The organism is Pseudomonas sp. LBUM1676 (assembly GCF_059695605.1).
This window is the reverse complement of record NZ_CP166777.1, coordinates 6,365,777-6,379,903: the sequence shown is the minus strand read 5'-3', so window position 1 is coordinate 6,379,903 and position 14,127 is coordinate 6,365,777. Positions and strand designations below refer to the sequence as shown.

The following is a 14,127-nucleotide window of genomic DNA, read 5'->3' as shown; positions in this document are numbered from 1 at the left end:
TTACAGGCCATTGGCTGCCTTGAACTCGCGACGACGACGGTGCAGCACCGGCTCGGTATAGCCGTTCGGCTGCTTGGTGCCTTCGACGACCAATTCGACCGCCGCCTGGAAGGCGATGTTGCTGTCGAAGTTCGGGGCCAGCGGGCGATACAGCGGGTCATTGGCGTTCTGACGATCGACGACCGGCGCCATGCGCTTGAGGCTTTCCATCACCTGATCTTCAGTGACGATGCCATGACGCAGCCAGTTGGCGATGTGCTGGCTGGAAATACGCAGCGTCGCACGGTCTTCCATCAGGCCGATGTCGTTGATGTCCGGTACTTTCGAGCACCCCACGCCCTGGTCGATCCAGCGCACCACATAACCGAGAATGCCCTGGGCGTTGTTGTCCAGTTCATGCTTGATCTGTTCCGTGGTCCAGCTCGGGTTCACGGCCAGCGGGATGGTCAGGATGTCGTCCACCGAAGCGCGGGCACGTTGCGCCAGTTCAGCCTGACGAGCGAATACGTCGACCTTGTGATAATGCAGTGCGTGCAATGCGGCGGCGGTCGGCGAAGGCACCCAGGCAGTGTTGGCGCCGGCCATCGGGTGAGCGATTTTCTGTTCGAGCATCGCCGCCATCAGGTCGGGCATGGCCCACATGCCTTTACCGATCTGGGCGCGACCTTGCAGGCCGGTGCTCAAGCCGATATCGACGTTCCAGTTTTCGTAGGCGCCGATCCACTTCTCGGCCTTCATGTCCGCCTTGCGCACCATCGGCCCGGCTTCCATGGAGGTGTGGATTTCATCGCCGGTACGGTCGAGGAAGCCGGTGTTAATGAACACCACGCGCTCGCTGGCGGCCTTGATGCAGGCCTTGAGGTTGACCGTGGTACGGCGCTCCTCGTCCATGATCCCGACTTTCAGGGTATTGCGCGGCAGGTCGAGCACCTCTTCAATGCGACCGAACAGCTCGTTGGTGAACGCCGCTTCTTCCGGACCGTGCATCTTCGGCTTCACGATATAGACCGAGCCGGTGCGGCTGTTCTTGCGCGAGTTGTTGCCGTTGAGGCTGTGGATGGCCGCGAGGCTGGTCAGCAGACCGTCGAGAATGCCTTCCGGTACTTCGTTGCCTTCCTTGTCGAGAATCGCGTCGATGGTCATCAGATGACCGACGTTGCGCACGAACAACAGCGAACGACCGTGCAGGCTCAGTTCACTTCCGTCGACGCCGGTGTAGCGGCGATCGGCGTTCATGGTGCGGGTAAAGGTCTGATCGCCCTTGGAGACTTCTTCCGACAGATCGCCCTTCATCAGGCCGAGCCAGTTGCGGTAGATCACCACTTTGTCGTCGGCATCGACGGCGGCGACCGAGTCTTCGCAGTCCATGATGGTGGTCAGCGCGGCCTCCATCAGGATGTCTTTGACGCCGGCCGGGTCGGTCTGGCCGACCGGGGTGCTGGCGTCGACCTGGATTTCGAAATGCAGGCCGTTGTTTTTCAGCAGGATCGCGGTCGGAGCACTGACATCGCCGAGGTAACCGATCAATTGCGCATCGTCGCGCAAGCCGGTGTTGCTGCCGCCTTTGAGGGCGACCACCAGTTTGCCGTCGATGATCTTGTAGCCAATGGAGTCGACGTGGGAGCCGGCAGCCAAGGGGGCTGCTTCGTCAAGGAAAGCGCGGGCGAAGGCGATAACCTTGTCGCCACGAACCTTGTTGTAGCCTTTGCCTTTTTCCGCGCCGTCCGCTTCGCTGATGGCATCGGTGCCGTAGAGCGCGTCATACAGCGAACCCCAGCGGGCGTTCGAGGCATTGAGCGCGAAGCGGGCATTCATCACCGGCACTACCAGCTGCGGGCCAGCCATGCGGGCGATTTCGTCATCGACGTTTTGCGTCGTTGCCTGGAAGTCGGCTGCTTCTGGCAGCAGATAACCGAGTTCTTGCAAGAAGGCTTTGTAGGCCACGGCGTCATGCGGTTGACCGGCACGGGACTGGTGCCAGCCATCGATACGAGCCTGGAAATCATCGCGTTTGGCGAGTAGGGCTTTGTTCTTCGGGGCCAGGTCATGAATGACCTTGTCGGCACCGGCCCAGAACTTATCGGCGGTGAGGCCGGTACCGGGAATGGCTTCGTTGTTCACGAAGTCGAACAGGACTTTGGCGACCTGCAGGCCACCGACTTGAACGTGTTCAGTCATTGCTTGCCTCACTCTGCTCAGCTATTTCGCTTTTCAGCTCTTCAATTTAACAATGAAGCCTCTGGCCATTTAAACCACAAACCCGTCTACCAGTACATGCCATCGCGGGCGGCTGGGGTTGGTCCAATCAACGGCTTGGGGCCTTGCTGACAGGGCTTTCAGGGTTGCGACTGCGCCTGTGGCAGACATCGATCCAAGGTTATGTAGTGCGCGCTGCGGCATACTACATGATGAATTGCGCTTGTGAAAATTAGACTAATTACGTCGTTCTGCGACCCCATGACGCATTGCAGTCAGCTCGGGGAACAGGATGTTCTCAAAAAACTGATGGATTGTTCCAGCTAAATATAAAAACTTGTACACGATTTGTGGTTTTCAGTTCGATTAGCAGTACCTTCATTCGCGAGCAAGCCCGCTCCCACAGGTACTGCGCAATCCTTGTGGGAGCGGGCTTGCTCGCGAAGGCGCCAGACGATTCAACACAGAATCACCCCTTGCCTATACTTGTTTTTCTATAACAAAAGTCATGACCAAGAGGATTGCGCCATGGACCACCTCGTACTCACTGTATTCGCTCCGGACAAGCCTGGGCAGGTCGAGCGCATCGCCCAGTGCATCGCCGAGCACGGCGGTAACTGGCTGGAAAGCCGAATGTCGCGCATGGCCGGGCAGTTCGCCGGGATTCTTCGGGTGGGCGTGCCGGCCGAGGCTTACGATGAACTGGTGGGCGCCCTGCAGGCATTGTCCACCCACGGCATTCGCGTGCTGATCGCCGAAAGTGGCATCGAACAATCCTGCACCTGGAAACCGATTGCCATGGAACTGGTGGGTAATGATCGTCCGGGCATTGTCCGCGACATTACCCGTCTGCTGAGCGAACAGGGCGTGAACCTGGAGCGCCTGGTGACCGAAGTGCGCCCGGCGCCGATGAGCAGCGAGCCGTTGTTCCACGCCGAAGCGATTCTCGCCGTGCCGTTGACGCTGTCGTTGGACGTGTTGCAATCGCGCCTGGAAACCCTGGCCGACGACCTGATGGTGGAATTGGTATTACGCAGCGAAGTTTGAAAGGTTATCCAAGTTAAAAGTGCACCTGCCTGTGGATAACCTGTAGAGACAGCCCGCCAGGCCACGCCGACCGGGCTTCTTCAGTACCTGATCAAAAAATCAACAGTTTCAACAAGTTGCGCACAAACGGCGGGGATCACGCTGTGGATAACCTTGGGAAGGATCGGTGCAGGCCACGAAGGACGTGGCCTGCAGAGGGTTGTGCGTTTTTTGATCAGCTGCGACGGCGCAGACTTATCCACGCATCGACGCTGTAGAGCGCCAGGCCGGCCCAGATAAAGATGAACGCCAATAGCGTACTGGAGGACATGTGTTCACCAAACAACAGTACGGCTTGCAGCAGTACCAGCGTTGGCGCGAGGTACTGCAGAAATCCCAATGTGGTGTAGGGCAAATGCCGTGCGGCGGCGTTGAAACACACCAGCGGCACCAGCGTTACCGGCCCGGCGGCCACCAGCCACCAGGCTTCGGAAGTGGTCCAGAATTCAGCTTGCGCGCTGTTGACCGTCGGATTGAACAGCAGCCAGGCGACGGCGATCGGCACCAGCATCCAGGTTTCCACCACCAGCCCCGGCAGCGCCTTGACCGGCGCTTGTTTACGGATCAACCCGTAGAAACCGAAGGTCAGCGCCAGCACCAGTGACACCCAGGGCAGGCTGCCGACTTGCCAGACCTGCTGTGCGACACCCACCGCCGCCAGGCCAACGGCCAGCCATTGCATGCGCCGCAGCCGTTCGCCGAGGATCAGCATGCCCAGCAGCACGTTCACCAGCGGGTTGATGTAGTAGCCCAGGCTGGCCTCGAGCATGCGACCGTTGTTCACCGACCAGACGTAGGTCAGCCAGTTGGCCGCGATCAGCGTGCCGCTCAGGGCCAGGATCGCCAGCCGTTGCGGGTTGTCACGCAGCTCGCGCCACCAGCCCGGATGCTTCCAGACCATCAGCAGCAAGGCGCCGAACAGCGCGGACCAGAGTACGCGATGGATGATGATCTCCACGGCGGGCACGCTGGCGATGGCTTTGAAGTAGAGCGGGAACAATCCCCAGATGATGTAGGCACTCAGGCCCAATATGTACCCGCGACGCGGGTTGGCGGCTTGCATGCAGAGTCCTTGCTTAGGCAGCTAACAAAGAGGGGATTGTAAGGAGATTTGTCTGCGAATGTCCTACCTGAATAGGTTGGGCAATTGTGAACACGAACAACTGTGGGAGCGAGCTTGCTCGCGATGGCGGTGGATCAGCATGCATCAATGTTGAATGTGTGGCCGTCATCGCGAGCAAGCTCGCTCCCACAGGTTTAAGGGGGGGGGTCAGAAAAGTTTTAATGGTTCTTCATTGAGCGCAGCCAGCTGCTCACGCAACGCCAACACCTGATCCCCCCAATACCGCTCGCTGCCGAACCACGGAAAACTGTGCGGAAACGCCGGGTCGTCCCAGCGGCGGGCGAGCCAGGCACTGTAGTGCATCAGGCGCAAGGCGCGAAGCGGTTCGATCAGTGCCAGTTCCCGAGGATCGAAATCGTGGAACTCGTTGTAGCCGTCCATCAATTCCGACAACTGACCGAGGCATTCCTGGCGGTCGCCAGCGAGCATCATCCAGATGTCCTGCACCGCCGGGCCCATTCGACAGTCGTCGAGGTCGACGATGTGGAACATCTCGTCGCGACACATCATGTTGCCGGGGTGGCAATCGCCGTGCATGCGGATGTTCTGGTGCGGCGTGGCCTTGTAGACCTCTTCTACCCGCTTGAGCAGGTCCCGGGCCACGGACTCGTAGGCCGGCAGCAGACTTTTGGGTACGAAATTGCCTTCGAGCAATGTCGTCAACGAGTCGTGACCGAAGTTTTTCACACCCAGTGCTTCACGGTGTTCGAACGGCTTGGTCGCGCCCACGGCGTGCAACCGACCGAGCAGTTGGCCGAGGCGGTACAGCTGATCGAGATTGCCCGGCTCCGGCGCCCGGCCGCCACGGCGGGGGAACAGGGTGAATCGGAAGCCATTGTGTTCGTGCAGGCTGGCGCCGTTGTGAATCATCGGCGCCACCACTGGCACGTCGCACTCGGCGAGCTCGAAGGTGAACTGGTGCTCTTCGAGAATCGCTTCGTTGGTCCAGCGTTGCGGACGGTAGAACTTGGCGATCAGCGGCTCGGAGTCTTCGATACCGACCTGATAGACGCGGTTTTCATAGCTGTTGAGCGCCAGAATGCGCGCGTCGCTGAGAAAGCCGATGCTTTCGACGGCATCGAGCACGAGGTCTGGGGTGAGGGTTGCAAACGGGTGGGCCATGCTGACTCCTGCGCGCAGCAGGCTGCCGCGTCCGGCCAAGCATGGTAGCGCAGACGGGGCGTCTTTAGGGGTTGGGCTTGAGATGAGTTTTTTGGGCTATCGCATTCGCGAGCAGGCTCGCTCCCACAAGGGATCTCCTGTGTGTCACAAAATCCTGTGTGCACCGCAGACCCCTGTGGGAGCGAGCCTGCTCGCGAAGGGGCCTGATCAGGCGCCGACGACCCCGCCGTCTTCCCGTGAAATCGCCATCACCGAAGACCGCGGCTTGCCATTGGGCAGGTGCTCAGGGAAGGTCGACCCGCCGTTCTCCCCCGGATGCTGGATTCCGACAAACAGCGTTTTCTGGTCCGGCGAGAAGCTGATCCCCGTCACCTCACAGCCCACCGGTCCGACCATGAAGCGACGAATCTCGCCGGTCACCGGGTCGGCACACAGCATCTGGTTATTGCCCATCCCGGCAAAATCCCCCGCGTTGCTCGAGTCGCCGTCCGTCAGAATCCATAACCGCCCGGCCGTGTCAAAGCCCAGGCCATCGGGACTGTTGAACATATTCTGTGGGGTGATGTTCGACGAGCCGCCCTTCGGCGTGCCAGCATGAACGCCTGGATTGCCGGCGACCACGAACAGATCCCAGGCAAACGTCTTCGAGCCATGATCATCACGGTCGGTGCGCCAGCGCAGGATCTGTCCGTAGACGTTTTTCTCCCGCGGGTTCGGCCCGCCCAGCGGTTGCCCGTCTTCGCCGCGTTTGGCGTTGTTGGTCAGGGTGCAATAGACCTGGCCGTCCTTGGGGCTGACGACGATCCATTCCGGACGGTCCATGCGCGTAGCTTTCACCACGCTGGCCGCGAGGCGCGCATGAATCAGCACTTCGGCCTGATCGGCAAAGCCGCTGCTGGCGTCGATGCCGTTTTTACCGTGGGTCAGTTCGACCCATTCGCCCTGGCCCTTGGGGCGATCGGCATTGCCGTCGCCCGCGTCGAAGCGCGCCACGTACAGAGTGCCGTGGTCCAGCAAATCGCGGTTGGCCTTGGGGTCTTTGTGGTTGATCTTGTCGCGGCTGACGAATTTGTAGATGAACTCGCCGCGTTCATCGTCGCCCATGTACACCACGGCGTGACCATCACTGGTTTCGGCAAGCGCCGCATTTTCATGCTTGAAGCGGCCGAGCGCGGTACGTTTGACCGGGGTCGATTGCGGATCGAACGGATCGATTTCCACCACCCAGCCGTGACGGTTGAGTTCGTTCGGATTCTTTGCCAGGTCAAAACGCTCGTCGTGCTGATGCCAGTTGATCTCTTTACTGGCCGCCACCGCACCGTAGCGTTTTTGCGCAGCGTCGAACTTCTGCTCGGCGTTACTGCTGCCAAAGCAATCAGTGAAGTTCTCTTCACAGGTCAGGTAAGTCCCCCACGGCGTCTTGCCATTGGCGCAGTTCTGGAACGTTCCGAGGACATTCTTGCCCTGGGGGTCGGCGCTGGTTTTCACAAGGGCGTGGCCGGCGGCCGGGCCACTCAGGCTGATCGGCGCGTTACCGTGAATGCGCCGGTTGTAGCGCGAACCCTGGACGAAGTGCCACTGGCCGTTGTTGCGCTGGACCTCGATCACCGACACGCCTTCGCAGGCCAGTGCCTTGCGCACTTCGTCGGCTGATTGCGGCATACCGCCGTGGGGGTAGAGGTAGCGATAGTTGGTGTACTCGTTGTTGATTGCCATCAGCGCCCGATCTTGCTCCCCGGGAAACTCGAACAGGCTCATGCCGTCGTTGTTGTCACCGAACTGGACTTCCTGATGCTCGGCGCTGCCCTGGCCGCTCGGGTCGAACGCCGGGCCGTCCTTTTGCAACGGCTGGCCCCAGCTGATCAACACCGAGGATTTGTAGCCCGGCGGCAGGCTGATGGCGTCGCTGGTGGCGGCGGGGATGCTGTCAAAACCCAACAGTGTGCTGGAACCGGCGCTGACACTGGCGGCCAGCACGCTGCGACTCAGCAGGTTGCCACCCAGGAACATCGCTGCGCCGCACAAGGCACCTGCGCTGATGAAGCCGCGACGGCTGAGGCCGACCATTTTTTCGAGGTCGGTGGACTGGTTTTCTTCTAATAGGCTCACATCGGGCTCCCTGCGGTTTTTGCAGCCACCTTAATCAGCGTTCGTGACGCTAATATTTCAGAGCGGTGTACCGAGCAAAACGTTGGATGGCGCGAACTGCACCCGTACCGCGGTATCCGTGGCCAGGCCCAGGGTTCGCAAGTGCAGCGGTTCGGCCAGCGCGCAAAGGGTTTGGCCATTGGGCAGGCCGATACGCACTTCGCTGGGACCGTCCTGGGCGTCGAGGATTTCTTCGATGATGCCGGTCAGGTCATTGTGTCCAGGCGTTACTGCCTCCTGGATGGCGAGCAGATCGAGCCAGCCGGCCTTGATCAGCGCCACCACTTCGGTGCCTATTTCCAGCTCCAGGCGCAGGGTGCTGTCGTGGGTGATCTGCGCCTCGATGGTCAAGCCGCCGGCGAGTTCCAGGCGGATCAGGTCGTTGCGACCCTGGCTATCGATCGCCACGACCTTGCCGTGCAATTGATTGCGTGCGCTGGTGCGCAGCATCAGGCGACCGAGCAGGTTGAGGTCGCTGGCATCTTCGGCGGCTTCCAGCACCTGGGCCTGCAGGGTTTGCAGCTTTTGATACAAGCGCAACACGCGCTCGCCTTCACTGGACAGTCTGGCGCCACCACCGCCCTTGCCGCCGACACTGCGCTCTACCAGTGGCTTCTGCGCAAGGTTGTTCAGTTCGTCGATGGCGTCCCACGCCGCCTTGTAACTCAGGCCTGCGCTTTTTGCCGCGCGGGTGATCGAGCCTTGTTCGGCGATGTGTTGCAGCAGCGCGATGCGCTGCGGGCGGCGAACAATGTGTTGGGTCAACAACGTGGGCAAGGACATGGCGGATGCTTCGGGCTGTGGCGATGGGGAGGACGTTGGCGACTTGGGACTAGGGAGTCAAGTCAGACCCTTTTCTTTTGGGAGCGAGCCGGCTCCGGACGGCGTTCCGACGAATAGGCTGTCACATACAACAATGTTGTCGGCTGACCGACCGCTATCGCGAGCAGGTCGCACCGTCGCTCCCACAGGTTTTGTGTTCTCAGGTCAAACCGCGTCGCCGGGTTTGGGGGTGCGGGCCAGGCAGTAGACGTCGACCCGCGCCGCGCCGGCGTCCATCAACAGGCGAGCCAGTGCCTGGGCGGTGGCTCCGGTGGTCAGGACGTCATCCACCAGTGCCAGGTGTCGACCCTTGACCGGCGCATTGGGTACGAGGGCAAAGGCATTGCGCAGATTGTTTTTGCGGGCGTTAGCCTTCAGCTCCTGTTGCGCGCTGGTGTCCTGAACCCTCAGCAACAGTCTTTCATCGCAAGGAATGTCGAGGCTGGTGCCGAGCCAGCGGGCAAGCATGGCGGCCTGGTTGAAACCGCGTTGGCGCAGGCGTTTGACGGCCAGTGGCACCGGGACCAGCATGTCCGGGCGGTCCAGGTCTTCTTCGAAGCGATGCTGCAGGGATCGAGCGAGAAGTTCGGCGAGCAGGCGCCCGAACGGCCATTTCGCGCTGTGCTTGAAGCGTGTGATCAAGCTGTCCACGGGAAAGCTGTAAGTCCAGGGCACAGCGACCCGGTCGAAGGCTGGCGGTTGCTTCAGGCATTGGCCGCACGTCAATCCCGCGCCGGGCAAGGGCAGAGCGCAGGTCTGGCATTGGTCGCCAAGCCAGGGCAGCTCGGTTTCACAGGCGGTGCAAATAGGTGTCGCGTCATCGGATGCTTCGCCGCACAGCAAACAGGATTGTATGTTTTCTAACCAGATGTAAACCGGTCCGTCGTATGGTGGTTGACAGCGCATGAGTCTTCCTTAAATATGCCGAGCATCCGTGTCGAGTCTGTGGGTATTCCAGCCCCCAGCCGTTTGCCAAGCATAAAACAAAGGAAACGCCCATGAGCGCCAGCACCACTGCAACCCTGCGTCATGACTGGTCTTTGGCCGAAGTCAAAGCACTCTTCGTTCAGCCATTCAACGACCTGTTGTTCCAGGCGCAGACGGTGCACCGTGCGCATTTCGACGCCAATCGGGTCCAGGTTTCGACGCTGCTGTCGATCAAAACCGGAGCCTGCCCGGAAGATTGCAAATATTGTCCGCAGTCCGGTCACTACAACACCGGCCTGGAAAAAGAAAAGCTGATGGAAGTGCAGAAGGTCCTCGAAGAGGCCGCGCGCGCCAAGGCCATCGGTTCGACCCGTTTCTGCATGGGCGCTGCCTGGAAGCATCCGTCGGCCAAAGACATGCCGTACGTGCTGGAAATGGTCAAGGGCGTGAAAGCCATGGGCCTGGAGACCTGCATGACCCTCGGTCGCCTCGATCAGGATCAGACCGTCGCCCTGGCTCAGGCCGGCCTCGACTATTACAACCACAACCTCGATACCTCGCCGGAATTCTACGGCAGCATCATCACCACCCGTACCTACAGCGAGCGCCTGCAAACCCTGGCCTACGTGCGCGAATCGGGGATGAAGATCTGCTCCGGCGGCATCCTCGGCATGGGCGAATCCCTCGACGACCGCGCCAACCTGCTGATCCAGCTGGCCAACTTGCCGGAGCACCCGGAGTCGGTGCCGATCAACATGCTGGTGAAGGTCGCCGGTACGCCGCTGGAAAATGCTGACGACATCGACCCGTTCGACTTCATCCGCATGCTCGCCGTTGCCCGCATCCTGATGCCGCAGTCCCACGTGCGCCTGTCCGCCGGCCGCGAAGCGATGAACGAGCAGATGCAAGCCCTGGCGTTCTTTGCCGGTGCCAACTCGATTTTCTACGGCGACAAACTGCTGACCACCGCCAACCCGCAGGCCGACAAGGACATGCAACTGTTCTCGCGCCTGGGGATCCTGCCGGAAGCACGGGAAGAGCACGCTGACGAAGTGCATCAGGCGGCTATCGAGCAGGCCTTGGTTGAGCAGAAGAGCAGCGAGCAGTTTTATAACGCGGCTGTTTGACCACACCGATTCCTCTGATGGAATGCAAATCCCTGTGGGAGCGAGCTTGCTCGCGATGACGGAGTGACATTCAGCATTGATGTTGATTGAGCCGCCGCCATCGCGAGCAAGCTCGCTCCCACAGGGGATTGTGCAACTTCCGCACTCTGCGATCTGACCCCGAGGCCTGCATGTCTTTCGATCTCGCCGCACGCCTTGCTGCCCGTCGTGCCGACAATCTCTACCGCCAACGCCCGCTCCTCGAAAGCCCTCAAGGCCCGCAAGTGGTGGTTGACGGCCAGCCGCTGCTGGCGTTCTGTAATAACGACTACCTGGGCCTGGCCAATCACCCGCAAGTGATCGAAGCCTGGCGCGCTGGCGCCTTGAAGTGGGGCGTGGGTGGCGGGGCTTCGCACTTGGTGATCGGCCACAGCACGCCGCATCACGAATTGGAAGAAGCCTTGGCCGACCTCACCGGTCGCCCGCGCGCCCTGCTGTTCACTACCGGTTACATGGCCAACCTCGGCGCGGTCACCGCGCTGGTCGGGCAGGGCGATACGGTGCTCGAAGACCGGCTCAATCATGCGTCGTTGCTGGACGCGGGCCTGTTGTCCGGAGCGCGCTTCAATCGCTATCTGCACAACGACGCAGCAAGCCTGGCCAGTCGCCTGGAAAAGGCCACCGGCAATACGTTGGTGGTCACCGACGGCGTGTTCAGTATGGACGGTGACATCGCCGATCTGCCGGCGCTGGCCCGGGAAGCCAAGGCCAAAGGCGCATGGCTGATGGTCGATGACGCCCACGGTTTTGGTCCGCTGGGCGCCAATGGCGGCGGGATCGTCGAGCATTTCGGCCTGAGCCGGGACGACGTGCCGGTACTGGTCGGTACCCTCGGCAAGGCGTTCGGTACAGCAGGTGCTTTTGTGGCGGGCAGTGAAGAGCTGATCGAGACCCTGATTCAGTTCGCCCGCCCTTACATTTACACCACCAGCCAGCCTCCGGCCCTCGCCTGCGCTACGTTGAAAAGCCTGGAGTTGCTGCGCAGCGAACATTGGCGGCGTGAGCATCTGAGCACGCTGATCCGCCAGTTCCGCCAGGGGGCCGAGCAGATTGGCCTGGAATTGATGGACAGCTTCACGCCGATCCAGCCGATCATGATCGGCGACGCCGGGCGTGCTGTTCGACTGTCGCAGATGCTGCGCGAACGCGGTTTGATGGTGACGGCGATTCGTCCGCCGACCGTGCCTGCCGGCAGTGCCCGCCTGCGCGTGACCCTGACCGCTGCCCACAATGAGGCGCAGGTGCAGCTATTGTTGAATGGACTGGCCGATTGCTTTCAACAACTGGGACCGGAGCCAAGCCATGCGTGATCGTCTGATTCTGCTGCCCGGCTGGGGCCTTGGGATTTCACCGCTGGAGCCATTGGCTGCAGCGTTGCAGGGGCTGGATGAACACCTGCGGGTCGAGATCGAGCCATTGCCGGAACTGGAGTCCAGCGATGTTGAAGAATGGCTCGATGAATTGGATTCGACCCTGCCTCAGGACGCCTGGCTGGGTGGCTGGTCCCTCGGCGGCATGCTCGCCTGCGAATTGGCAGCCCGGCGCGGCGATCGCTGCTGCGGCGTGTTGACCCTGGCGAGCAACACTTCGTTTGTCGCCCATGAGCAATGGTCGAGCGCGATGCCGGGCGAGACCTTCGACGGGTTTCTGGCCGGCTGCAAGGCTGATCCACGCATCACCTTGAAACGCTTTGCGCTGCTCTGCGCCCAGGGTTCTGCAGACCCGCGCGGATTGTCCAGGCTGTTGCTCGGTGGCGCGCCGCACACCAGTGCATCGGTGTTGATCAGCGGCCTGGAAGTGCTCGCGCAACTGGATACCCGCAAAGCGCTGCAAACATTCCGCGGTCCGCAATTGCACCTGTTCGCCGGCCTCGACGGGCTTGTTCCCGCCGAAGCCGCGCAAGCGCTGCTGATGTTGCTGCCGGATGTAGAAATCGGCCTGATTGAACGGGCCAGCCACGCGTTTCTTCTGGAAGACCCCCACGGTGTGGCGGGGGCGATCCAGGCCTTTTTGCATGAGTTCGGTGATGACTGATTTATCCCTTCCAGATTTGCCCGGCGGCTTGCCTGACAAGCGCCAGGTGGCGGCCTCCTTTTCCCGCGCAGCGGCGAGTTATGACAGCGTTGCCGAGTTGCAGCGTGATGTCGGTGGCCAGCTGCTGAGTCGTTTGCCGGAAGATTTCGTACCCGGTCGCTGGCTGGATCTGGGGTGCGGCACCGGGCACTTCAGCCGGCTGCTGAGCCAGCGTTTCCCTGCCGGTCACGGAGTGGCGCTGGATATCGCCGAAGGCATGCTCAATCACGCACGGCCGTTGGGCGGCGCCACGCATTTCATCGCCGGGGATGCGGAGCGCTTGCCATTACAGGCTTCGACCTGCGATTTGATCTTCTCCAGCCTTGCGGTGCAGTGGTGCTCGGACTTTGCCTCGGTGCTCAGTGAGGCACATCGCGTGTTGAAACCTGGCGGAATTTTCGCGTTTGCTAGTCTGTGCGTGGGTACGTTATACGAATTGCGTGACAGTTGGCGTCAGGTGGACGGCATGGTGCACGTCAATCGCTTCCGTGAATTCGGGGTTTATCAACAGCTGTGCGCCGACAGTGGGTTGAAAGCCGTGAGTCTGGAAACCCGTCCCCATGTGTTGCATTACCCGGATGTGCGCAGCCTGACCCATGAACTCAAGGCACTGGGTGCACACAACCTGAACCCGGGTCGGCCGGGCGGTTTGACCGGCCGGGCGCGGATCCTCGGCTTGATCGAGGCGTATGAGCAGTTTCGCCAGGGCAAAGGTCTGCCGGCGACTTATCAAGTGGTGTACGCGGTTTTGGAGAAACCCCTATGAGCGCTGCCTATTTCATCACCGGCACTGACACCGATGTTGGCAAGACCACCGTTGCTGCAGGCCTGCTGCATGCCGCGCGGTCGACGGGCCTGAGTACGGCGGCAGGCAAGCCGGTCGCTTCCGGTTGCGACGTGACGCCCAAGGGCTTGCGCAATGCCGACGCGCTGGCGTTGATGGCTCAATGTTCGGTGCCTTTGACTTATGCACAGGTCAATCCGGTGGCATTCGAACCGCCAATCGCGCCGCACCTGGCGGCGCGGGAGGCCGGTGTGGCGTTGACGGTGCAATCACTGCTGGCGCCGATGCGGCAGATTCTCGATATGCAGGCCGACTTCACCCTGATCGAAGGCGCGGGCGGCTGGCGCGTGCCCCTGGCGGATCAGGACAACCTGTCGGACCTGGCGATGGCGCTGGATTTGCCGGTGATTCTGGTGGTTGGCGTGCGTCTGGGTTGCATCAATCACGCGCTGCTGACGGCTGAAGCGATTGCGCGGGACGGCCTGCAGTTGGCGGGCTGGGTGGCCAATATCATCGATTCGAAGACTGCGCGCCTGGAAGAGAACCTGGCGACACTGGCTGAGCGCATCCCGGCGCCATGCCTGGGACGCGTGCCGAAACTCAAGCTGGTGACCGCCGAAGCGGTGGCCGAGCATCTTCAGTTGGATCTGCTGGACTGAGGGCTGCGTCTCGCTGAATCC

The 14,127-nt window shown here is 61.2% G+C and carries 12 protein-coding genes; 6 read left to right on the top strand and 6 right to left on the bottom strand.

Going from position 1 to position 14,127, the window contains the following annotated elements:
- Positions 1-2,178 (bottom strand): malate synthase G, encoded by a 2,178-nt coding sequence (locus ACA041_RS29525; protein ID WP_497438975.1) that lies wholly within the window; start codon positions 2,176-2,178, stop codon positions 1-3.
- Between the two features lie 546 nt (positions 2,179-2,724).
- Between ACA041_RS29525 and ACA041_RS29520 the strand changes: the two genes are divergently transcribed.
- A complete protein-coding gene (locus ACA041_RS29520) occupies positions 2,725-3,243 on the top strand; it encodes a glycine cleavage system transcriptional repressor (protein ID WP_497438974.1) in 519 nt (172 codons plus the stop codon).
- 214 nt (positions 3,244-3,457) lie between these two features.
- On the opposite strand, the gene rarD is transcribed toward ACA041_RS29520, so the two are convergent.
- The 5 genes from rarD to ACA041_RS29495 all read right to left on the bottom strand — a co-directional run bounded on the left by rarD (position 3,458) and on the right by ACA041_RS29495 (position 9,403).
- On the bottom strand, positions 3,458-4,345 hold the full coding sequence (rarD, locus tag ACA041_RS29515; protein ID WP_497438973.1) for an EamA family transporter RarD: 888 nt from the start codon (positions 4,343-4,345) through the stop codon (positions 3,458-3,460).
- Positions 4,346-4,552: 207 nt separating this feature from the next.
- A complete protein-coding gene (locus ACA041_RS29510) occupies positions 4,553-5,527 on the bottom strand; it encodes a serine/threonine protein kinase (RefSeq protein ID WP_064680141.1) in 975 nt (324 codons plus the stop codon).
- Between the two features lie 207 nt (positions 5,528-5,734).
- Positions 5,735-7,636: a PhoX family protein gene (locus ACA041_RS29505; RefSeq protein WP_497438972.1), complete on the bottom strand. Its 1,902-nt coding sequence runs from the start codon at positions 7,634-7,636 to the stop codon at positions 5,735-5,737.
- A gap of 57 nt (positions 7,637-7,693) precedes the next feature.
- Positions 7,694-8,458, bottom strand: coding sequence for a TOBE domain-containing protein (locus tag ACA041_RS29500; protein ID WP_497438971.1), 765 nt, complete (start codon positions 8,456-8,458; stop codon positions 7,694-7,696).
- 204 nt (positions 8,459-8,662) lie between these two features.
- Complete coding sequence (locus ACA041_RS29495; RefSeq protein WP_497438970.1) at positions 8,663-9,403, bottom strand: double zinc ribbon domain-containing protein; 741 nt, start codon at positions 9,401-9,403, stop codon at positions 8,663-8,665.
- Positions 9,404-9,495: 92 nt separating this feature from the next.
- Here ACA041_RS29495 and bioB point away from each other — a divergent pair, with 92 nt between their 5' ends.
- The 5 genes from bioB to bioD all read left to right on the top strand — a co-directional run bounded on the left by bioB (position 9,496) and on the right by bioD (position 14,106).
- Positions 9,496-10,551, top strand: a complete 1,056-nt coding sequence (bioB, locus tag ACA041_RS29490; RefSeq protein ID WP_497438969.1) for a biotin synthase BioB — start codon at positions 9,496-9,498, stop codon at positions 10,549-10,551.
- Positions 10,552-10,721: 170 nt separating this feature from the next.
- Positions 10,722-11,900 (top strand): 8-amino-7-oxononanoate synthase, encoded by a 1,179-nt coding sequence (gene bioF / locus ACA041_RS29485; protein WP_497438968.1) that lies wholly within the window; start codon positions 10,722-10,724, stop codon positions 11,898-11,900.
- Positions 11,893-12,624 (top strand): alpha/beta fold hydrolase, encoded by a 732-nt coding sequence (locus ACA041_RS29480; protein WP_497438967.1) that lies wholly within the window; start codon positions 11,893-11,895, stop codon positions 12,622-12,624. The genes bioF and ACA041_RS29480 overlap by 8 nt, the downstream gene beginning before the upstream one ends.
- Positions 12,617-13,429 (top strand): malonyl-ACP O-methyltransferase BioC, encoded by an 813-nt coding sequence (bioC, locus tag ACA041_RS29475; protein WP_497438966.1) that lies wholly within the window; start codon positions 12,617-12,619, stop codon positions 13,427-13,429. The genes ACA041_RS29480 and bioC overlap by 8 nt, the downstream gene beginning before the upstream one ends.
- Positions 13,426-14,106 (top strand): dethiobiotin synthase, encoded by a 681-nt coding sequence (gene bioD / locus ACA041_RS29470; protein ID WP_497438965.1) that lies wholly within the window; start codon positions 13,426-13,428, stop codon positions 14,104-14,106. Before bioC ends, bioD begins: the two co-directional genes overlap by 4 nt.
- The last annotated feature ends 21 nt before the right edge of the window (positions 14,107-14,127 follow it).

What these genes read in the sequence shown, in the direction of transcription:
- ACA041_RS29525 (WP_497438975.1), bottom strand. Translation starts at nt 2,178, where the DNA reads ATGACTGAACACGTTCAAGTCGGTGGCCTGCAGGTCGCCAAAGTCCTG.
- ACA041_RS29520 (WP_497438974.1), top strand. Translation starts at nt 2,725, where the DNA reads ATGGACCACCTCGTACTCACTGTATTCGCTCCGGACAAGCCTGGGCAG.
- rarD (WP_497438973.1), bottom strand. Translation starts at nt 4,345, where the DNA reads ATGCAAGCCGCCAACCCGCGTCGCGGGTACATATTGGGCCTGAGTGCC.
- ACA041_RS29510 (WP_064680141.1), bottom strand. Translation starts at nt 5,527, where the DNA reads ATGGCCCACCCGTTTGCAACCCTCACCCCAGACCTCGTGCTCGATGCC.
- ACA041_RS29500 (WP_497438971.1), bottom strand. Translation starts at nt 8,458, where the DNA reads ATGTCCTTGCCCACGTTGTTGACCCAACACATTGTTCGCCGCCCGCAG.
- ACA041_RS29495 (WP_497438970.1), bottom strand. Translation starts at nt 9,403, where the DNA reads ATGCGCTGTCAACCACCATACGACGGACCGGTTTACATCTGGTTAGAA.
- bioB (WP_497438969.1), top strand. Translation starts at nt 9,496, where the DNA reads ATGAGCGCCAGCACCACTGCAACCCTGCGTCATGACTGGTCTTTGGCC.
- bioF (WP_497438968.1), top strand. Translation starts at nt 10,722, where the DNA reads ATGTCTTTCGATCTCGCCGCACGCCTTGCTGCCCGTCGTGCCGACAAT.
- ACA041_RS29480 (WP_497438967.1), top strand. Translation starts at nt 11,893, where the DNA reads ATGCGTGATCGTCTGATTCTGCTGCCCGGCTGGGGCCTTGGGATTTCA.
- bioC (WP_497438966.1), top strand. Translation starts at nt 12,617, where the DNA reads ATGACTGATTTATCCCTTCCAGATTTGCCCGGCGGCTTGCCTGACAAG.
- bioD (WP_497438965.1), top strand. Translation starts at nt 13,426, where the DNA reads ATGAGCGCTGCCTATTTCATCACCGGCACTGACACCGATGTTGGCAAG.